Raw genomic sequence first — 19,241 nt, forward strand, 5'->3', positions numbered from 1 at the left:
GCTAACCTGCGCCGCATGGACGTCACGATCACCACCCTCGCCGAGCGGCCGCAGCTGGCCGCCTCGCTCCGGTTCCCCGACACCTGGCCCGAGTTCATCCTGAACGACCTGGTCGGGCGGGCGTACTTCGGCCAACTCGACGAGGTGTTCCCCGAGTTCACGGTGGTGGCGACCGACGACGCGGACGGCTCCGTGGTGGCCCGCGGCCACAGCGTCCCGTTCGCGCTGCACCAGCGGGGGACGGGCGAGCTGCCGGCGGGCGGCTGGGACGAGGCGCTGGTCCGGGCGTTCCAGGCGCTGCGGCGCGGCACCCCGGTCGACACGGTGAGCGCGATCGACGTCACCATCCGGGCCGACCGGCTCGGGCGCGGCCTGTCCGCCGTGCTGCTGGCCGCCCTGCGCGAGAACGCACGCGCACTCGGCTTCGCCGAGTTGGTCGCACCGGTGCGGCCGACCGGCAAGCACCTCGAACCCGGCAGCCCGATGGGCGAGTACGCGCTGCGCACCCGGGCGGACGGCCTGCCGGTCGACGACTGGCTGCGCACCCATGTCCGGGCCGGCGGGGTGATCGACTCGATCGCGCCCTGCTCGATGACGGTCACCGGCTCGACGGCGCAGTGGCGCGCCTGGACCGGCCTCCCGTTCGACACCGCGGGCCCGGTGCTGGTGCCGCACGCCCTGGTGCCGGCCCACTGCGCGCCAGAGCGGGACGTGGTGAGCTACGTCGAGCCGAACGTCTGGGTCCGGCACGCCCTGCGCTGAGCGCTCGCGGCGCGATCAGCGCCGGACGTGCGGTCGGTCGTCGGCCAGCACCGCGGCCAGCAGGCCGGGGAAGCGGGTGTCGACGGCCGCCCGGCGCAGCGTCATCACGCGCGCCTTGCCCAGCGGGCGGGTGTCGGTGAGCCCGGCCTCGCGCAGGATGCGCCAGTGGTTGGAGAGGGTCGATCGCGGCACCACCAGGCCCTCGGGGCTGCAGGTGCACTCGCCCTCGGCGGCCATCCGGCGGACCAGTTCGAGGCGCACCGGGTCGCCCAGCGCGTGCAGCACCGCGGCCAGCTCCAGGTCCTCGGCCATCGCCACTCCCGCTCCACCCTCCGGTCACCACTCCCGCCGCACCCTCCGGTTCCCCTAGTATGCGGATCGATTCGTCAATTCGGGAAAGTCGAAATGATCAAGGGAGCCAGCATGCCCGTGCTCGCCAGTTACGCGCGCGTCTTCGTCGACCACCTGGACACCGCCCTGCCGACCTTCGTCCGGCTCACCGGCGAGCAGCCGGCGCTGCGCTTCCCGTACCGCGACCTCGAACTCGCCCGGATCGGCGGCTACCTGCTCATCGCGGGCACCGAGGCGGCCCTCGCCCCCTACCGCGAGACGCACGCCACCACGATCGTCAGCTCGCTGGAGGAGGTGCTGACCCTGGTCGAGGAGGAGGGCGGCGCGATCCTCGACGGGCCGAACGAGGTACCCACAGGGCGCAACCTGACGGTCCGCCACCCCGGGGGCGCCGTCATCGAGTACGTGCAGTTCCGCGACTGACTCAGCAAGGCCATCGCCGCCGGCCTGCGGTGCCGCCCGGTGCTGGAGACCGTCGCGGACACCTGGGCGCGGCAGCGCCGACTGCCGGGCGGCGCGCCGGCCGGGCGCATAATGCGGATGCGGGATGCGGGACGCAGCACGCAGCACGCAGCACGCAGCACGCAGGAAGCGGACACTACACAGCCCCGGAGGCACCGGTGTCGGACGAAGCATGGCGGCCGGACTTCTCACCGGCCCCGTTTCCCCTGCTCGGGATCCCAGGCTGGCCCGGGGCGCGCGGCTTGACCATCCGCGGTGGCTCGGGGCCTGCCGTCCGGTCCGCGCTGCACTCCTACCTGCTCGGCTCCCCCGGGCCCGGCCGGGATCGGCGGGCGCCGGCCGCCGTGGTCCTCGGGCAGTCCACCGGGCGGGACCAGTCCGTGCCCGTGCGCCACGCGCTGCTGGCGCCGGAGGGCCGCCCGGACCAGGTCGAGCCACTGGACGTCCGCGAGCTGACCCTCGCGGTGGACGGCGCCGCGGTGCGGGTCACGCTGGAGAGCTGGACCGAACCGCGCCTGCGCTCCGCCCGGTTCGGCTGGCGCGGGTTCCAGGTCGTGGTGGCGAGCTGGGAACTGCCGCTCGACGCGGCCTTCTTCGGCTCGCTCGGTGTGGTCGAGGAGCGCGGCTGAGGCACAGGGCGATTTAGGCACGGTGCGACCCAGGCACGGTGCGACCGGGCGCGGCCGCCTGGCTGTGCCGCGCGCCTCAGACCGAGCGCGCCGCCAGCGGCGCGCACCGCTGCCCGGGGGCCTGGGCCGGGACGGGGACCGGGGCGGTCGCGAAGGAGAAGCGGACCACCTTGCCGTGGTCGTTCCGCTCCCAGGTCCAGCTGTCCGCCAGCGCCTGGACCAGCGCCAGGCCGCGCCCGGAGGACAGCTCCGTCCCGGGGGCGAGCACCAGCGGTGCGCGCCTGGACCGGTCGGCGACTTCCACCAGTAGCTGCCGACCGGTCCAGCGCACCGTGACCAGGCACTCCCCACCGGCGTGCTCCAGCGCGTTGGTGACCACCTCGCTGGTGCACAGCCGCAGGTCCCCCAGCGCCTCCTGGGTCAGCGGCACCCCCCAACCCGCGGCCACGGCAACGATCCGGTCACGAGCGCGCCGAACCGCGTGGTCAGCGGCGGTGACCTGGAATTCATCCGACAGGGGACGGTACTCGCGCTCCATGTAGGGCATCTCCTCGTCGATCCAGGGAGCGGCCGAACTGTCATTCCGCCGTCCCCGAGCGGCTGATGAACAGTCAACCGGGTTACGTCCGGCAGGAGAACGGTCCATGCTGGGCGGAGCCGTGAACGACGTGAATCAAGCAAGGGGGAGCTATGACTCGCACGCCGAACAGACAGCTGGCCGCCCTGCTGGCCGAGGCTCGCTGGGGGAACGACCAGCTGGCCCGCGCGGTGAACCGCACCGGCCGGGACACCGGGCTGGAGCTGACATACGATCACTCCGCCATCTCGCACTGGCTGAAAGGCGTCCGTCCCAAGCCGGCCGTCCGGCCGGTGGTGGCGGAGGCCTTCGCCCGGCGGCTCGGCCGACCGGTGACCTCGCAGGAGGCGGGCTTCGGCCCGGCGCCGGCCGGCAGCACGCCGGGCGCCGAACTGGCCGACCTGGTCCGCGGCGACATGGACCCGTCGCGGCGCAGCATGCTGGCCGCCGGGCTCTACTCGGCCGCGCTGCTGGTGCCGGGCTACACCGAGCTGGCCCAGCGGCTGGACAGCGCCAACCACGAGGTGCGGGCGGGGCGCACCGTGCGGATCGGCGAGAGCGAGGTGGAGACGGTCCGGGCGATGACGGAACGGATCGCGGGGATCCTGGACGAGCTGGGCGGCGGCCACGCGCGCCCGATGAGCGCCGCCTTCCTGGCCAACACGGTGATGCCCTGGCTGCAGGCCGACGGCACGCCGAAGGTGAAGAAGTCGATGCTCGCCGCCGCCTCCGACCTGGTCTACCTGACCGGCTGGATGGCGATGTACGAGCGCGCGCACGGCCTGGGCCAGCAGTACTTCACCGAGGCCTTGACGCTGGCGCAGAACGGCCAGGACCATGTCACGTACTGCCGCACCCTGCGCGGCATGTCGCTGCAGGCGGCCAACCTCGGCTACGGCCCGCGCTCGCTGGAGTACGCGGACGCCGCGGCCGAGTGCGCGCCGTCCGCCGGGCCCCGGCTGACCGCGTTCCTGCGCGGGCAGCAGGCGCACGGCGCCGCCATGGTGCGCGACCAGCGGCTGGCCTTCGCCCGGTTGGGCCAGACCGAGGCGGCGCTGGCCAAGGCGGACGGGCGCAACGACGCGGTCGGCGGCTACGACTGGTCGGCCTACCACTTCCACGTCAGCAGCGTGCTGTACGCGCTCGGCGACCTGCCGGGCTCGATCCAGGCGATGCGGCAGTCCAACCGGGTGCGTCCGGCCAACGAGCGCCAGGGGCGGCTGCACGCGAACGGGGTGCTGGCGGCGCGGCAGTGGGAGCTGGGCCATGTCGAGGCCGCCTGCGTGACCTGGGGCGAGTTCCTGGACGACTACACCGCGCTGGCCACCGCGCGCGGCGACGAGCACTTCGACGTGCTGCGGCGCAGCGTGGGCGCGCACCCGGGCAGCCGGGCGGTGCGGCGGCTCGGGGAGCGGGTGCGGGAGGTGGCGACGCAGAAGGCCGCGGTGTGACGAGCGGTGCCGGGCGCGCCGTGAGCGGGGGGCGGACGGGGGACGCGAGCGGAGGCGGGTCCCCCGGCTCGTCGGAGGTCCGGCCGGAGGTCCGGGCGGCGGCCCGGAGACGGGTCCGGAGACGGGTCCGGAGACGGGTCCGGAGATATTCGGGTGCCTCCGACCTGCGGACATGCCACACTCGGCGCCCGTGACGAGCAATACGATCAATCTGTTCGACCGGGTGGCCGACGACTACGACGAGGTCCTCCCGTTCTTCTCCGGCTTCGCCGCCGAGTTCGCGCGGCTGGTGCCGTTCGCGCCCGGTGCGCGGGTGCTGGACGTCGGCGCCGGGCGCGGTGCCGTGACCAGTCAGGCCCTGGCGCACGGCTGCCGGGTGGCGGCCGTGGACGGCGCGCCGGCCATGGTGGCGCACCTGGCGGCCGACCACCCCGGCGTGGACGCCCGGGTGATGGACGCCCAGCGGCTGGAGTTCCCTGACGGCAGCTTCGACGTGGTGACCGCCGCGTTCGTGGTCCACCTCCTCGACGACCCGCGGCAGGCGGTGCGCGAGGCCCGGCGGGTGCTGGTCCCGGGCGGGACGTACGCGTTCAGCGAGCCCGGCGCGCTGCAGGCCGCCGGGGCAGCGGACGGTGCGGTGACGGACGGTGCGGCTGAGGACAGTTCGGCTGAGGACGGCGCGGCTGAGGACGGCGCGGCTGAGGACCGGCAAGCCGGTGAGCAGGGCGACCCGATGCGCCGGCTGTCGGCCGAGTTCGCCCAGCACCTGCGGCCCGGCGGCGGTCGGCTGAGCCGCGAGACCGACCCGCCGGCGCTGCTCGCGGCGGCCGGGTTCGAGGACGTCCGAGCGGTCGGCATCAGCGTGGACCTGCCGGTGCCGGACGGCGCGACGCTCTGGCGGTGGAGCCTGAGCCACGGCTCGCTGGCCTTCTACGAGAGTCTGCCCGCCGAGCGGCAGGCCGAGTTCGAGCGCCGACTGATCGAGGCGGCGGACGCCGTAGCGGACCTGCGGCTGCGCCGGGAGGCCACGGTCTGGCTCGGCCGGGCGCCCGCCTAGGCGGCACGGCGGGGCCCGCGGCGACAGCACCACCATCGCCGTGTAGCTGGTCAGCACCAGCACCCGCACCACCAGCGGACCGGATCACCGCCGCGCCGCGCGAAAGGCGGCCCGGCGGCCGGGCAGGGGCGGACCATGGAGCCATGGACGCGATCCGGCACGCCCTGTCCATCACGGGCTCGATGACCTGGCAGATCACCTGGGCGCTGATCCTGGGCTTCGTGCTCTCCGCGGTGGTGCAGGCGGTGGTGCGCAAGTCCACCGTCGCCCGGCTGCTGGGCGACGACCGGCCGCGCACCCTCGCCGTCGCCGCCCTGCTCGGCGCCGCCTCCTCGTCCTGCTCCTACGCGGCGGTGGCGCTGGCCCGCTCGCTGTTCCGCAAGGGGGCCGACTTCACGGCGGCGATCGCCTTCGAGATCGCCTCGACCAACCTGGTGGTCGAACTCGGTGTGATCCTGGCCCTGCTGATGGGGTGGCAGTTCACCGCGGCGGAGTTCACCGGGGGGCCGGTGATGATCGTGGTGCTGGCGCTGCTCTTCCGGCGGCTGCTGCGCGAGCCCCTGCTGCGCGGCGCCCGCGAGCAGGCGGACCGGGGACTGGCCGGGTCGATGGAGGGGCACGCGGCGATGGACATGTCGGTGGCGGGCGAGGGTTCGTTCGCCAGGCGGCTGCTCTCCCCCGCCGGGTTCACCGCGACCGCGCACGTCTTCGTGATGGAGTGGGCGGCGATCATCCGGGACCTGGCGGTCGGGCTGCTGATCGCGGGCGCGATCGCCGCCTGGGTGCCGGACAGCTTCTGGCACGGCTTCTTCTTCGCCGGGCACCCGCTGGCGAGCAAGGTGTGGGGGCCGCTGATCGGGCCGGTGGTGGCGATGCTCTCCTTCGTCTGCTCGATCGGCAACGTGCCGCTGGCGGTGGTGCTCTGGAAGGGCGGCATCAGCTTCGGCGGGGTGGTCTCCTTCATCTTCGCGGACCTGCTGATCCTGCCGATCCTGAACATCTACCGGAAGTACTACGGCGCCCGGATGGCCCGTTTCCTGCTGCTGACCGGCTACACGGCGATGGTGGCGGCGGGCTACGCGGTGGAGCTGCTCTTCGGCGCCCTGGGGCTCGTCCCGGACCAGGAGCAGGCGAAGGTCCCTGACTCCGGCGTCAGTTGGGACTACACCAGTTGGCTGAACATCGCCTTCCTGCTGCTGGCGGCGGTGCTGGTGGTGCGCTTCCTGCGGACCGGCGGGCGGCGGATGCTGCGGATGATGGGCGGCCCACCGGGCGACGCACCGGGCCGACCACCGGGCGACGCACCGGACACCGAGCACTCCTCTAGGCTCACCTCATGATCCATCAACTCCCTTTCCTCGACGACGAAGAGCGCCGATCCCGGCTGGCCCGCCGGCACCTGCTGGCCCCCGCGCACCGCGCCCATTCGGTGGCGCGGGTGGCCGACGCCGTGGTGGGCCTGCACGCCACCGATGCCGCGACCGTCTACCTCTCGGCCTGCGCCCGGCTGGCCGAGCCCGGCGCGGCCGCCGTCGACCGGGCGCTGTACGAGGACGTGACGCTGGTCAAGTTGCTCTCCATGCGGCGCACCATCTTCGCCGTCACCGAGGAGTTCGCCCCCTACGTCAGCTCGTCGAGCGCGCGGGCCATCGCGGTGAAGGAGCGGGCCACCCTGGTCAAGCACCTGCGGGAGGGGGCGCAGGGGTGGGACGAGGACCGGTTGACCCGGACCGAGCAGGCGGTGCTGGCCGCACTGGCCACCCGCGCCGAGGCGACCACCGCCGAACTGAGCGCCGAGGTAACGGCGTTGCGCGAGACGATCCTGATGTCGCCGGGCAAGCCCTACGAGGCGCGGCAGAGCGTGGGCAGCCGACTGCTGCGCGTGCTGGCCTCGGACGGACATGTCCGGCGCGGGCGGCCGCGCGGCTCCTGGGTGAGCAGCAGCTATCCCTGGGCACTGGTCCCGCAGTGGCCCGAGGTGCCGGTCCGCGAGGCCAAGGCCGAGGTGGTGCGGCGCTGGCTGGCCGCCTACGGGCCCGCCACCGTCGAGGACGTGAAGTGGTGGACGGGCTGGACGCTCGGCGACACCCGCAAGGCGCTCGCCGATCTGGGGGCGGTGGAGGTCCGAATCGCCGAGGGCACCGGCCTCGTGCTGCCGGGCGACGAGGCGCCCGAGCCGGCCGCCGAGCCGTGGGCCGCGCTGCTGCCCGCCCTGGACCCGACCGCGATGGGCTGGCGCGGGCGCGACTGGTACCTGGATCCGGTGCTGGCGCCCGCACTCTTCGACCGGACCGGCAACGTGGGCCCGACCCTCTGGTGGAACGGGCGGGTGGTCGGCGGCTGGGCCCAGCGCCCGGACGGCGAGCTGCGCTGGCGTCGCCTGGTCGACCTCGCCCCCGGCGAGGCGGCGGCGGCCGAGAGGGCGATCGAGGCCGAGGCGGCGCGGCTGGCCGGCTGGCTCGGCGCGGTCCGGGTCACCCCGCGCTTCCGCACCCCGCTGGAAAGGGAGTTGGCCAGCTGATGGTCCGTCAGTGTCAATCACCATCGCACAGTTATTGACGCCAACTTCAAACAAGAGTTACCTACAACCAACAGAACGGACCGCCCCTGCACTCTTCCCCACCCAGGGAGTTCCCCCATGCAGTCAGCCAGGTTCGCCCGGCGGAAAGCCGCCGTCCTCACCGCCCTCGCCCTCTGCCTGCCCGTCACCCCGGCCGTCCTGCTCAGTGCCGCGTCCCCCGCGCAGGCACTGGCCAACGGGCAGGCCACCACCCCGCCGATGGGCTTCAACGACTGGAACGCCTACGGCTGCGACGTCTCCGAATCGCTGATCGAGTCCACCGCGCTCGCCATGCACACCGACGGCATGCAGGCGGCCGGCTACCAGTACGTCAACATCGATGACTGCTGGATGAGTTCGAACCGGGACGCGAGCGGCAACCTGGTGCCCGACCCCGCCAAGTTCCCCGACGGGATCAGCGGCACCGCCGCCTACGTGCACGGGCTTGGCCTGAAGCTCGGCATCTACGAGGACGCGGGCACCAGCACCTGCGCCGGCTACCCGGGCAGTCTGGGGCACGAGACCCAGGACGCGGCCTCGTTCGCCGCCTGGGGTGTCGACTACCTCAAGTACGACAACTGCAACAACCAGGGCCTGCCCGCCCAGTCCCGCTACACCACGATGCGCGACGCCCTGCGGGCGACCGGGCGCCCCATCCTGTTCAGCCTCTGCAACTGGGGCCAGGAGTCCAGTTGGACCTGGGGCGGCGCGGTCGGCGACCAGTGGCGCACCACCGGCGACATCAGCGCGAACTTCGCCAGCATGCTGTCGATCTTCCACGCCAACGTGGGCCTCGGCTCCTGGGCCGGCCCCGGCCACTGGAACGACCCGGACATGCTGGAGGTCGGCAACGGGATGTCGGCCACCGAGGACCGCAGCGAGTTCAGCCTGTGGGCCGAGATGTCGGCACCGCTGATCTCGGGCACCAACCTCGCGGGCGCTAGCGCCGACACACTGGCCACCCTCACCAACTCCCGGGTGATCGCGGTCGATCAGGACGGGCTCGGCAAGCAGGGCAGCCTGATCGCCACCGCCGGCGGCCTCGACGTGATGGCCAAGCCGCTGGCCAACGGCGATGTCGCGGTGGCACTGTTCAACGAGACCGGCTCGACAGCGACCATCGCCACCAGCACCGCCGCCATCGGCAGGACGGCCGGCGGCAGTTACACCCTGACCGACCTGTGGAGCGGGGCCACCAGCAGCACCACCGGCGCGATCAGCGCCGACGTCCCCGCCCACGGCACCGTCCTGTACCGGGTCTCCGGCGGCGGCTCGACGGTGGCGGCACCGAACTCCGGCGTGCTCAACTCGGTCGGCGCGGGCAAGTGCCTGGACGTGCCCTGGCTGAACACCAACCCGGGTGTCCAGGTCCAGAGTTACACCTGCAACGGCGGAACCAACCAGGTCTGGACCCGCACCCCGGACGGCCGGCTGACCGTCTACGGCGGCGCCGGTTCGCTCTGCCTGGACGCCTACGACAACCAGACCACCGCCGGGACCAAGGTGCAGACCTGGAGCTGCAACGGCGGCGCCAACCAGCAGTGGAGCTTCAACCCGAACGGCACCATCACCGGCGTCCAGTCGAAGCTCTGCCTGGACGTGACCGGGGGCAGCACCTGGGACGGGGCACTGGCCGAGTTGTGGCCGTGCAACGGCGGCAGCAACCAGCAGTGGGCGATGGGCTGAGCGCCGGCCGGCCGTGAATCCGGTCGGCCGCGAGCGCGGCGGGGTCAGGTTCGGAGCGGACCGAGCATCCGTCAGAGGCCTTGCCCCGCCGCGCTGTTCTGCTGGAGGTGGAGATAGGACTCGAACCTATGTACGCGGCATTGCGGGCCGCTGCCTCGCCACTCGGCCACTCCACCCGGCGGATCACCCGCTCGGCGAGTCACTGCTCGGCGAGTCACCGCCAGTTGACTCACCGCCAGTTGACACTGCCAGTTGACACACCGCTCGGTAAGGATCTTGGCGGTGACGGGGGCGGCCCACCAAATCGGCGCCCGGCCGGTTCACCCGGTCGGCGGCACGCCGCCCCCGCCGTTCCCCCGGACGGCCCGCAACGCGGCCCTGGTCCGGGCCAGCAGCACGCGCCCGGCCGGACCACCCGGACCCTCGGCCCGCCAGGCCAGGACCAGGCGGCCGCGCAGCGCGGGCGACGCGATGGTGATCACGTGCAACTCCGCGGCCCGGGCGAGCGCGAAGGCCCGCGGCAGCAGGGCGACGCCCAGCCCCCGGGCAGCCAGGGCGGCCAACAGCTCCGGGTGGCCCGCCTCGAAGGCGATCCGCGGCGTGAAGCCGGCGGCCGGGTGCAGGTCGCCCAGCGGCAGCCGGACGGGAGCTGGTTGCGCGTCATCGACCGCCCGGAGCTCCGCCCGCAGGCCCGCCCGGGGGCACGCCCCGGGAACACCGCGACCTGAGCCGGGCGGCGGCGGCCTCAGACGGCCGCGTGGGTGGCGACGGCGTCGGCGAACTCGCGGGCCGGCGAGGTGAGCGCCGCCCACTGGCGCACCGCCCAGCCGACCGACAGCGGCGGCAGCGCCGGGATCGGGATCAGCCGCAGCGCGGGGTGGGCCGGCGCCCGCCAGCCGGGCAGGGCGGGGACCACGGCGTGGCCCAGGCCGAGTTCGGCGAGCAGGACCGCGGTGTCCCAGTCGGCCACGCTGGTGGTGGCCCCCTGGGGGTAGCTGAGCTGCCCGTCCAACCGGGCCCGGGCGATGGAGTTCTCCGGCAGCCGGATGGGGCGGATCCCGGTCAGGTCGGCCGGCTCGACCAGCGTCCGCGCCGCCAGCGGGTCGTCCACGTGCACCGCGAGCACCCAGGGCAGTTCGATCACCGAGCGCTGCTCGATCCCGCGCACCGGCGGGCCGATGGTGACCCACGCCAGGTCGGCCTCGCCCGCCGCGAGCGCGTCGAAGCAGCTGCGGCTGGAGATCTCGGTCCGGAACTCCAGGTTGACGTCCGGGTGGGCACGCCGGAAGTGGGCGACGGCCGCGGTCATGAAGTGGCGCATCGTGGTGGCCCCCGTGGTGACCCGGACCGTGCCGCTGTCGCCGTTGCGCAGGTCGCGCAGTTGGCGCAGCGCGAGGTCGAGGTGGTCCAGGCCCCGCGCCGCCGCCCGGTGCAGCAACTGGCCGGCCGGGGTCGGCGCGACCCCGCGCGGGCGGCGCTCCAGCAAGGGCATGCCCAACTCGGTCTCCAGCCGCCGGACATGCTGGCTGATCGCCGACTGGGTGCGGGAGAGGTCGCGGGCGACCGCGCTGAGGTTGCCGCGCTCGCAGGCGGCGACGAAGACTCGGAGATCATCGAGGGTCATGGCGCAGCACGGTAGCGCAGCGGATCAAGCTTCTGCTGGGGTCAATGGAAGAAAACCCGAGGATTGACTTGGGTATTGCCGAGGAGAAGGATCGTCAGCGACCCGGGCGGTGTCCTGTCCGCCGAGGCCGGGGGGCGACTGGCGGCGATCCGGGCTCCGGACGTCGACCATGGCGGACAGGCACCGGCCGGTCCCGGGCCGGCCGAGGGCCGGCCGGAGAGCGCCGGCGAGCGGGCCGGAATCCCGGTCGACCCGGAACCGGCGGCCGACCGGGGCCTCAGCCGACCGCTGTCTCCCGGGCGCGCAGGCGGCGCAGCATCCGGGCGTCCTGGAAGCCGACCGCGCGGGAGGCGGCCTCGGCGGTGGCGCCGCGGGCGAGCAGGTGCTCGGCGTGCTCGATCCGCAGCTCCTGCTGGTAACGCAGCGGGGTCAGGCCGGTGGCGGCGGTGAAGCGCCGGGTGAGGGTGCGCTCGCTGACGCCCACGGCGGCGGCCAGTTCGCCCAGTGCGAGGCGCTCGGTGTAGCCCGCGTCGATCAGGTCCTGAGCCCGGTGCACCGCGTCGGAGACGTGGGCCCGGTGCCGGAGCATCGCGCTGGCCTGCTGCTCGTCGCCGTTGCGCCGGGTGTAGACCACCATGGTGCGGGCGATCCGCGCCGCGTCGTACGGTCCGTGGCGGACGGCCATCAGGTGCAGCGCGAGGTCGATGCCACTGGCGATGCCGGCCGAGGTGATCAGCCGGTCGTCCACCACGTACAGCACGTCGCGCACCACGCTCGCGCGCGGGTAGCGCTGGGCCAGCTCCTCCTGCAGGTCGTGGTGGGTGGTGCAGCGGCGCCCGTCGAGCAGCCCGGCCCGGCCCAGCGCGTCGGCTCCCGCGCAGACGCTCGCCACGGTGCCGCCCGCCGCGTGATGGGCCGTCAGGCGGTCCAGCGAGGCCCGGCCCAGCGCCGACGGCCGGCTCAGCGAGCGGGAACGCCAGCCGGGCACCACCACCAGGTCGTCCGGCACCAGCTCGGGCCAGTCGGTCTCCGCCCGCAGCACGACGCCCTGGGCGGTGGGCACGGCCGCCTCCTCGCCGACGTAGTGGATCTCGTACGGGTGCCCGAGATCGGCGGCCGAGGAGAAGACCTGGGCCGGGCCGGCCAGGTCCAGCAGGTGCAGCTCGGGGGCGAGGAGGAAGACGACCTTGGTCATGGATTCACCGTATGCGCAGCGGGTCGATGGTCGAGACTGGCGGGCATGGCTGACGAGACGATGACGACAACGACGACGATCAACGCCGAGGCGACGGCGGCGACGGCGTTACGGGCGGACGACGGTGTGCGGCTGTGGGCGGTCCGGCAGAACGAGGGCAAGGGCGAGGGCCGCGGCGGTGACCCGGTGGTCCTGTGCCACGGCGGGCCCGGCCTCTGGGACACCCTGGAGGAGGTGGCCGGACTGCTGCCGGCCGACCGCGCCGCGTACCGCTGGGACCAGCGCGGCGCCGGCCGCTCGGAGCGCCGCGGGCCGTACTCCGTCGCGCGGTCGGTGGCCGACCTGGAGGCGCTGCGCGCCCACTTCGGCCTGGAGCGGATGGTGCTGCTGGGCCACTCCTGGGGTGCCCAGCTGGTGCTGGAGTACGCGCTGGCGCATCCGGAGCGGGTCAGCGCGCTGGTCTACGTCTCGGGCACCGGCATCGACCACCGGAGCAGTTGGCGCGAGCGGCACGAGCGCGCGCACCGGGAGGCGCTGGAGCGGGCCGGGCTGCTGGAGCGCTGGGCGGAGCTGGACGGACGGGAGCGGACGGCGGCGGAGGACCGCGAGCTCTGCGTCCTGCAGTGGTCGACGGACTTCGCCGACCCGGGGACGGCGCTCGCGCGGGCGGAGCGGATGGCCACCCCCTGGTACGGCGTCAACTTCGAGTGCAACGCCGCCATCAACGCCGAGAGCGGGCGTGACCGGGACGGCGCCGAACCGCGCGCGCGGTGCGGGGCGCTGACGGTGCCTGTGCTGATCGTGGACGGCGCCGAGGACCCGCGCCCGCGCGACGCCGTGGACTCCCTGGAACAGGCGCTGCCGGTGGTCTCCCGCGCGGTGCTGCGCGGCGCGGGCCACCTGCCGTGGGTGGAGGAGCCGGCAGGGTTCCGGGCGGCGGTCGGCGCGTTCCTGGCCGCCGACCGCGGCTGAGCACCGGCGGGCCGGGCGGGATGCCTGACACCACTCCCCCAGCCTCGGCCCTCCTCACACGATCCGGTCAGGCCTTCTCGTACTCGGCGATGGTCGCGATCCGGGCGAACCGGCCCGCCAGCGCGTACTCGGTGCGGGCGATGATCTCGGCGGTGCCCAGGGTGGCCGGGTCGGCGAGGATCTCCGCCGGCTCGCGCCCGGCGGGCGCGTCGCGGTGCTCGATCGGGTGGGTGGCGGTGGCCTCGGTGACGAAGACCATCGCGTAGCCGAGGTCGGCGCCCACCCGGGTGGTGGTCTCGCAGCACTGCTCGGTGCGGATGCCGCAGACCACCAGCTCGCGCACCCCCTGCTGGGTGAGCAGCTGCTGCAGGTTGGTGGTGGTGAAGGCGTTGTGCGCCGTCTTGGTCAGCACCGGCTCGCCGTCGAGCGGCACCAGCCCCTCGATCAGGTGCACGTGGCCGAGGGCGGGGTCGAAGACCGTGCCGCTGCCCGGCTCGCTGTGCAGCACCCAGATCACCAGGTCGCCCTTGGCCCGGGCGGCGCCGACCAGGCGGTCCACCCGCTCGACGATCTCCGGCTCGGAGACCGCGGCCCAGTTGGCCCGGCGGCGGAAGGACTCCTGCACGTCGATCACGATCAGGGCGGTGCCGGTCTGCTGACTGCTCACTGTGGTTGCCATGCGCACCATGGTGCCGTCCCCGCGAGCCCGCGCGAAGGCCTGATCAGGCCCCGACCCGGAACGATCCGGTCAGCAGGGGCGGCACCCGCGCATGGCGACGGCGACCATGCCGACGGCCGGCGCTGTGGAGCCGGCCGCCATGGGGGGCGGCGCTGATCGTCCGTAGCGTGGGGCGCCATGGAGAGTACCGAGCTGAACGGACGCACCGCGCTGGTCACCGGCGCCGCGAACGGGATCGGCCGCGCCTGCGCCGAGGCGCTGGCCGCGGCGGGCGCCCACGTGCACGTGGTGGACCTGGCCGCCGACGCGGCCCGCGCGGTCGCCGAACAGATCGGCGGCACGGCGCACGTGGTGGACCTCGGCGATCCGGGGGCCGTCGAAGGACTGCCCGCCGAGGTCGACATCGTGGTCAACAACGCGGGCCTGCAGCACGTCGCACCGGTGCACGAGTTCCCGCCGGACCGGTTCGCGCTGATCCAGCGGGTGATGGTCGAGGCGCCGTTCCGGCTCGTCCGGCACACCCTGCCGCACATGTACCGGCAGGGCTGGGGGCGGGTGGTCAACATCTCCTCCGTGCACGGCCTGCGGGCCTCGCCGTTCAAGGCGGCCTACGTGACCGCCAAGCACGGGCTGGAGGGGCTGAGCAAGGTGATCGCGTTGGAGGGCGCGGAGCACGGGGTGACCAGCAACTGCGTGAGCCCCGGCTACGTGCGCACCGCGCTGGTGGAGGCGCAGATCGCCGACCAGGCCGCCGCGCACGGGATCCCGGCCGCGCAGGTGGTCGAGCGGGTGCTGCTGGAACAGGCAGCGGTGAAGCGGCTGCTGGAGCCCGCCGAGGTGGCCGAGGCGGTGCGCTGGCTCTGCTCGCCGGCGGCGGGCTACGTCACCGGCACCTCGCTGACCATGGACGGCGGCTGGACCGCGCACTGACCGGCCACCGCTCGCGCCGCCGCTCGCGCCGTCCCTCACACCGCCCTCGCGCCACCGCTCGCTCAGCGCGGGTCGGGCCGGTCCACGTTCCAGTGGCGCAGGGCCTGGCAGACCCAGGCCTCCTCCTCGGTCTCCTTGCTCCTGCCCCGGATCAGCGAGAAGCGGGTTATCGTGCGCTGGCCGCCCTCCGCGTCCCCGTAGAGCAGGTCGATGTTCACCCGCTGCCCGTTCTTGACCGGCTCGACCAGGTCCTGGTGGACGGGGTCGGCCGGGTCGCGGAGCGCGGCGTGCCAGAACCCGGTGTCGCCGGGCGCGATGTAGAGGTCGCGGGACTGGCGGCGGAAGGTGGCCGGGTCGGGGTGGGCCTCCTCCTGGTAGGTCTCCAGGGGCGCGACGCGCCAGCCGTGGATCACCCCGAGCCCCGGGCCGACGTTGCGGATCGAGGCGGCGAGGTAGAGGTGGCCGTCGGCGAGCCGCAGGTACCCGGCGCTGCCGGTCAGGTACCGCCAGTGCCCGTCCTGCCAGATCAGCTTCTGCCGCGGCGACTCCAGCCGGGAGTTGATCAGCAGCGGCCGCAGCGAGGCGAGCACCGCCCGTTCCGCGGAGCGCGCGGCGCGGTCGGCGGAGCGGATCGAGGCGAAGGAGGCGCCGGCCAGCACCAGGGTGCCACCGGCGGTGGCCAGCGCGGAGATGATGTTCCAGTCAGCCACGGGCCACCCCCGTGGTTCGGTGCGATGATCCGACCGCAAGCAGCGCAAACATGGCGGGCAGCCTAGGGCACCACCGGACCGCCGCCGCCGGCGGTCCACCGATCAGGATGCCGTCGGCCGCTCGGGCCACTCGGGCCACCCGAGCCGGCCCGAGCCGGCCCCCAGTCATCCCCGAGCCGTCCCCGAGCCGCCTGGTTGCACCGTGTACATGCTTTCCGCCACACTCGGCAACTGTGCTGCGAGTGAGCTATGACGACGTGAAGGCCGCCGCCGAGCGGATCGACGGAGTGACCCGCCCGGTGCCGGTGATCCCGGTGGACCCGGGTGCGGTCGGCTCCGCCGAGATCCACCTGGCGCTGGAGTTCATGCAGCACAGCGGCTCCTTCAAGGACCGGGGCGCGGCCAACTTCGCGGCCGCGCACCTGGCCGACGGCACCATGCCGAACGCCGGTGTGGTGATCGCCTCCGGCGGCAACGCGGGCCTGGCGTGCGCCTGGGCGGCCGCCCGGCACGGGGTGCCGGCCACCGTCTTCGTGCCGCGCACCGCGCCCGAGGTCAAGGTGGCCCGGCTGCGCGCGCTCGGCGCCGAGGTGCGCCAGGTCGGCACCGAGTACGCCCAGGCGCAGGAGTCCGCCCGCCTGTTCAGCGCGGAGACCGGAGCGCTGGCCTCGCACGCCTACGACGACCCGTACGTGGTGGCCGGAGCCGGCACCCTGCTGCCGGAGATCCGCGCCGCCGTGCCGGGCCTGGACACCGTGGTCCTCGCGGTGGGCGGCGGCGGCCTCTTCGCGGGCACCGCGATCGCGGCCGAGCGGCACGGGCTGCGCGTGGTCGCCGTCGAGCCGGAGCGCTGCCGGGCGCTGAACGCCGCGATCGAGGCCGGCGAGCCGGTCGACGTCGAGGTGGCCTCGGTCGCCGCCGACTCGCTGGGCGCCCGCCGGGTCTCCGAAACGGCCCTGTACTGGGCCCGGCGCTCGGACACCGTCTCGCTGCTGGTCAGCGAGGAGCAGATCATCGCCGCCCGGCGGACCCTGTGGGAGCACCGCCGGCTGGTGGTCGAGCACGCGGCTGCCACCGCGCTGGCGGCGCTGATGAGCGGCGTCTACCGCCCCTCCCCCGGCGAGCGGGTGGCCGTGGTGCTCTGCGGTGCCAACACCGATCCGGCGACGGTGGCTTGACGGCGGGGGCGTGACGGCGGGGGCGTGACAACGGGGGCGGCGGGGGCGCGCCGGTCGCGCCGGTCGCGCCGGTCGCGCCCTGACGGTCGCGGCGGCGAGGCCGTCGGCGGGGCCCCCTAGAGTCGAGGCGTGACCGATCAACCGATAACCACAGCACCCCAGTCCCCGACCATCGTCGTCACCGACGCGCTGATGTCGGACGACCTCGTGATGATCTCCAACGCGCTGGACGCGTTCAACACCGAGGCGTCCGGCGTCTTCGACCGCCGCCCGCTGGCCGTCCTGGTCAAGGATCCCGGAACCGGCGCGGTGCTCGGCGGGCTGACCGGGCGCACCTCGCTGGGGCTGCTCTTCGTCGACCTCTTCCACCTGCCGGCCGAATTGCGCGGCCAGGGGATCGGCAGCGAGGTGCTGCGGCTGGCCGAGGAGGAGGGGCGGCGGCGCGGCTGCCGCAGCGCGGTGCTCTACACGATCACCTTCCAGGCACCGGAGTTCTACCGCCGGCACGGGTGGGAGGCGTTCGGCGAGGTCCCGTGCGACCCGCCGGGCACCAGCCGGGTCTTCATGCGCAAGGACCTTCAATAGCTCACGCGTTCGTACTGCCGCATTCTGTTCGAATATACGTGCGCCGACGCGATTAATTGGCGCCCCATCACATCATCAACAGTCACACTGGAGGACTGCTGTCCCAGGATTCCCAGGGGTGGGACCGCAGTTCACCAGGCGTCACAAAAACCCCGCGCGATGGGTGTTTCAAAACAGCTATTCACGTCAACATATGTGTTCTGTCGCGTCGTCATCCCACTCCCCTGAAAGGAAGACACCCGTGGCAACCCAGCAGTCCGCTCCGCCACCCACCGCCGCCGCCGAGATCGCCGACCCCGCACCGCTCGGCCTGGCCGGCTTCGCCATGACCACCTTCGTGCTCAGCTGCTTCAACGCCAACCTGCTGGACGCGAAGCTGAGCACCGTGGTGCTGCCGCTCGCCCTCGTCTACGGCGGTCTGGCGCAGCTGCTGGCCGGGATGTGGGAGTTCCGCAAGGGCAACACCTTCGGCGCCACCGCGTTCAGCTCCTTCGGCGCCTTCTGGCTCGCCTACTACTTCCTCGTCAAGGACGCGCTGCCGGCCCTCGGCACCAACCCGGACGTGCACAAGGCGGTTGGCCTCTTCCTGCTCGCCTGGGCGATCTTCACCGCCTACATGACCGTCGCGGCCGTGCGGGTGAGCGGGGCGGTGCTGGCGGTCTTCGTCCTGCTGACGATCACCTTCGCGGTGCTCTCGGCGGGCGCCTTCGGCCCGAGCGACTCCGCCACCAAGGTCGGCGGCTGGCTCGGCCTGGCCACGGCGGCGGTGGCCTGGTACACCTCCTTCGCCGGGGTCACCGCCTACACCTTCAAGCGCCCGGTCCTGCCCACCTGGCCGGCCAGGTAGCGGACCCGCCCAGCGCGGCAGCACAGGACGGCGCACCGGAGTCGATCACGCTCCGGTGCGCCGTCCTGTCGCCCGCCCCGGATGAACCTGGCCCGGCGGCCCTCAACGACGAGCCAGGCGTCCGTGCGCCAACGCGTCCGCGACGCCTTCGCCGAGCAGGATCGCGGCGACCGCCTCCGGGGCCTCGTTCATCGCGTTGTGGCCGGTCGGCAGGTCGTGGACCTGCCAGTCGGGATCGGCCTGGAGCCGGGTGCGGAGTTCGGCGAACGGCGTCCGGTCCTCCCAGCCCGAGCAGTAGACGAACTCCCGGCGGGGGACCTGGGCGGCCGCGCCGGTGAGCCGGATCGTCTGCAGGAACGCGGCGAGGGGGTGGAAACGGCGGCGGGGATCGCCGCCGGCCGGCGGTCGGACGGAGTAGCCGGTGGTCGCAGCGCCGGCGGCGAACACTCCCCGGAAGTGGTCGTTCGTCGACGACCAGCACGAATCGCCGTCGCGCGGCACGTAGGCGTCGAGGTGCACCAGTCGTGAGATCCGGCCGCCGGCGCGATCGGCGGCGGCGGCGATCACCATCCCGGCGTAGCTGTGGCCGACCAGCGTCGCGCTGGTGATGTGGTGGCGATCGAGGAGCCGCAGCACGTCGTCGGCGTGCGTGTCGAGGTTGGCGCTCGCCACCGTCGCGTTGTCGTCGTCCGGCCGCAGACCGGTCAGGGTCAGGGCGTGAACGGTGTGACCGGCACGCTCCAGCAGCGGAACCACCGCATCGAACGTCCAGGAGCCCTTCCAAGCACCGGGTACGAGGATGAACGTCGCCATGTGACTCTCCTTCATATTCTGGCGGCGGCACCGAGGCGCGTTGCCTCGATGCCGTGTGGCTCGGTCAGGCGCCCTGCCCGACCGAGGACCGCTTCGCCTGGAGTTAGTCTCACTGGATCAAGGTGTGGCTTGCTACCGATAGGATGCCAACTGATGCCCGTTCGCCGCCAACC

Annotated in this window: 21 protein-coding genes and 1 tRNA gene; 13 read left to right on the plus strand and 9 right to left on the minus strand. The window is 73.5% G+C overall.

Annotated elements, in window-relative coordinates:
* The first annotated feature begins 15 nt into the window (after window positions 1-15).
* Entirely contained in the window at window positions 16-762 is a 747-nt protein-coding gene (locus OG455_RS08540; RefSeq protein WP_266291764.1) for an N-acetyltransferase, read from the plus strand.
* A gap of 15 nt (window positions 763-777) precedes the next feature.
* Here OG455_RS08540 and OG455_RS08545 read toward each other — a convergent pair whose 3' ends face one another.
* Complete coding sequence (locus tag OG455_RS08545; protein ID WP_266291766.1) at window positions 778-1,074, minus strand: helix-turn-helix transcriptional regulator; 297 nt, start codon at window positions 1,072-1,074, stop codon at window positions 778-780.
* Between the two features lie 111 nt (window positions 1,075-1,185).
* On the opposite strand from OG455_RS08545, the gene OG455_RS08550 reads away from it, so the two are divergent.
* Both OG455_RS08550 and OG455_RS08560 read left to right on the plus strand, forming a co-directional pair.
* Window positions 1,186-1,536 (plus strand): hypothetical protein, encoded by a 351-nt coding sequence (locus tag OG455_RS08550; protein WP_266301090.1) that lies wholly within the window; start codon window positions 1,186-1,188, stop codon window positions 1,534-1,536.
* Between the two features lie 281 nt (window positions 1,537-1,817).
* Window positions 1,818-2,204, plus strand: coding sequence for a hypothetical protein (locus tag OG455_RS08560; protein ID WP_266291768.1), 387 nt, complete (start codon window positions 1,818-1,820; stop codon window positions 2,202-2,204).
* 76 nt (window positions 2,205-2,280) lie between these two features.
* Here OG455_RS08560 and OG455_RS08565 read toward each other — a convergent pair whose 3' ends face one another.
* On the minus strand, window positions 2,281-2,742 hold the full coding sequence (locus tag OG455_RS08565) for an ATP-binding protein (RefSeq protein ID WP_266291769.1): 462 nt from the start codon (window positions 2,740-2,742) through the stop codon (window positions 2,281-2,283).
* 152 nt (window positions 2,743-2,894) lie between these two features.
* Between OG455_RS08565 and OG455_RS08570 the strand changes: the two genes are divergently transcribed.
* From OG455_RS08570 to OG455_RS08590, 5 genes are all read left to right on the plus strand, one after another.
* Window positions 2,895-4,232, plus strand: coding sequence for a hypothetical protein (locus OG455_RS08570; RefSeq protein ID WP_266291771.1), 1,338 nt, complete (start codon window positions 2,895-2,897; stop codon window positions 4,230-4,232).
* A 190-nt stretch (window positions 4,233-4,422) separates the two neighbouring features.
* Window positions 4,423-5,289: a class I SAM-dependent methyltransferase gene (locus OG455_RS08575; RefSeq protein WP_266291772.1), complete on the plus strand. Its 867-nt coding sequence runs from the start codon at window positions 4,423-4,425 to the stop codon at window positions 5,287-5,289.
* A 143-nt stretch (window positions 5,290-5,432) separates the two neighbouring features.
* A complete protein-coding gene (locus OG455_RS08580) occupies window positions 5,433-6,629 on the plus strand; it encodes a permease (RefSeq protein ID WP_266291774.1) in 1,197 nt (398 codons plus the stop codon).
* Window positions 6,626-7,810 (plus strand): winged helix DNA-binding domain-containing protein, encoded by a 1,185-nt coding sequence (locus OG455_RS08585; protein WP_266291775.1) that lies wholly within the window; start codon window positions 6,626-6,628, stop codon window positions 7,808-7,810. The genes OG455_RS08580 and OG455_RS08585 overlap by 4 nt, the downstream gene beginning before the upstream one ends.
* Before the next feature lie 117 nt (window positions 7,811-7,927).
* Window positions 7,928-9,535 (plus strand): ricin-type beta-trefoil lectin domain protein, encoded by a 1,608-nt coding sequence (locus OG455_RS08590; protein WP_266291776.1) that lies wholly within the window; start codon window positions 7,928-7,930, stop codon window positions 9,533-9,535.
* Between the two features lie 102 nt (window positions 9,536-9,637).
* Here OG455_RS08590 and OG455_RS08595 read toward each other — a convergent pair.
* The 4 genes from OG455_RS08595 to OG455_RS08610 all read right to left on the minus strand — a co-directional run bounded on the left by OG455_RS08595 (window position 9,638) and on the right by OG455_RS08610 (window position 12,354).
* Window positions 9,638-9,711: transfer RNA gene (locus tag OG455_RS08595), tRNA-Cys, on the minus strand.
* Between the two features lie 144 nt (window positions 9,712-9,855).
* Window positions 9,856-10,173: a LysR substrate-binding domain-containing protein gene (locus OG455_RS08600; protein WP_323185636.1), complete on the minus strand. Its 318-nt coding sequence runs from the start codon at window positions 10,171-10,173 to the stop codon at window positions 9,856-9,858.
* Between the two features lie 107 nt (window positions 10,174-10,280).
* Entirely contained in the window at window positions 10,281-11,159 is an 879-nt protein-coding gene (locus tag OG455_RS08605; protein WP_266291778.1) for a LysR family transcriptional regulator, read from the minus strand.
* Window positions 11,160-11,436: 277 nt separating this feature from the next.
* The gene (locus OG455_RS08610) at window positions 11,437-12,354 is read right to left on the minus strand and encodes a GlxA family transcriptional regulator (protein ID WP_266291779.1); all 918 of its coding nucleotides are present in this window, start codon (window positions 12,352-12,354) and stop codon (window positions 11,437-11,439) included.
* Window positions 12,355-12,399: 45 nt separating this feature from the next.
* Between OG455_RS08610 and OG455_RS08615 the strand changes: the two genes are divergently transcribed.
* Complete coding sequence (locus tag OG455_RS08615) at window positions 12,400-13,326, plus strand: alpha/beta fold hydrolase (protein ID WP_266291780.1); 927 nt, start codon at window positions 12,400-12,402, stop codon at window positions 13,324-13,326.
* Window positions 13,327-13,393: 67 nt separating this feature from the next.
* Here OG455_RS08615 and OG455_RS08620 read toward each other — a convergent pair whose 3' ends face one another.
* Window positions 13,394-14,005 carry a cysteine hydrolase family protein gene (locus OG455_RS08620; RefSeq protein ID WP_266291781.1) on the minus strand — a complete coding sequence of 204 codons (612 nt, stop codon included), beginning with the start codon at window positions 14,003-14,005 and terminating at the stop codon, window positions 13,394-13,396.
* Window positions 14,006-14,182: 177 nt separating this feature from the next.
* Here OG455_RS08620 and OG455_RS08625 point away from each other — a divergent pair, with 177 nt between their 5' ends.
* The gene (locus tag OG455_RS08625; protein WP_266291782.1) at window positions 14,183-14,935 is read left to right on the plus strand and encodes a 3-hydroxybutyrate dehydrogenase; all 753 of its coding nucleotides are present in this window, start codon (window positions 14,183-14,185) and stop codon (window positions 14,933-14,935) included.
* A gap of 62 nt (window positions 14,936-14,997) precedes the next feature.
* Here the strand turns inward: OG455_RS08625 and OG455_RS08630 are convergent, their stop codons facing one another.
* Window positions 14,998-15,645: a hypothetical protein gene (locus OG455_RS08630; protein ID WP_266291783.1), complete on the minus strand. Its 648-nt coding sequence runs from the start codon at window positions 15,643-15,645 to the stop codon at window positions 14,998-15,000.
* 233 nt (window positions 15,646-15,878) lie between these two features.
* Between OG455_RS08630 and OG455_RS08635 the strand changes: the two genes are divergently transcribed.
* The 3 genes from OG455_RS08635 to OG455_RS08645 all read left to right on the plus strand — a co-directional run bounded on the left by OG455_RS08635 (window position 15,879) and on the right by OG455_RS08645 (window position 18,255).
* On the plus strand, window positions 15,879-16,823 hold the full coding sequence (locus tag OG455_RS08635) for a threonine/serine dehydratase (RefSeq protein WP_266291784.1): 945 nt from the start codon (window positions 15,879-15,881) through the stop codon (window positions 16,821-16,823).
* 129 nt (window positions 16,824-16,952) lie between these two features.
* The gene (locus tag OG455_RS08640) at window positions 16,953-17,408 is read left to right on the plus strand and encodes a GNAT family N-acetyltransferase (RefSeq protein WP_266291785.1); all 456 of its coding nucleotides are present in this window, start codon (window positions 16,953-16,955) and stop codon (window positions 17,406-17,408) included.
* Between the two features lie 241 nt (window positions 17,409-17,649).
* The gene (locus OG455_RS08645; protein WP_266291786.1) at window positions 17,650-18,255 is read left to right on the plus strand and encodes an acetate uptake transporter; all 606 of its coding nucleotides are present in this window, start codon (window positions 17,650-17,652) and stop codon (window positions 18,253-18,255) included.
* A gap of 102 nt (window positions 18,256-18,357) precedes the next feature.
* Here the strand turns inward: OG455_RS08645 and OG455_RS08650 are convergent, their stop codons facing one another.
* Window positions 18,358-19,068, minus strand: a complete 711-nt coding sequence (locus OG455_RS08650) for an alpha/beta fold hydrolase (RefSeq protein WP_266291787.1) — start codon at window positions 19,066-19,068, stop codon at window positions 18,358-18,360.
* Window positions 19,069-19,241 lie beyond the last annotated feature (173 nt).

Source organism: Kitasatospora sp. NBC_01287, assembly GCF_026340565.1.
Taxonomy (GTDB): Bacteria; Actinomycetota; Actinomycetes; order Streptomycetales; family Streptomycetaceae; genus Kitasatospora.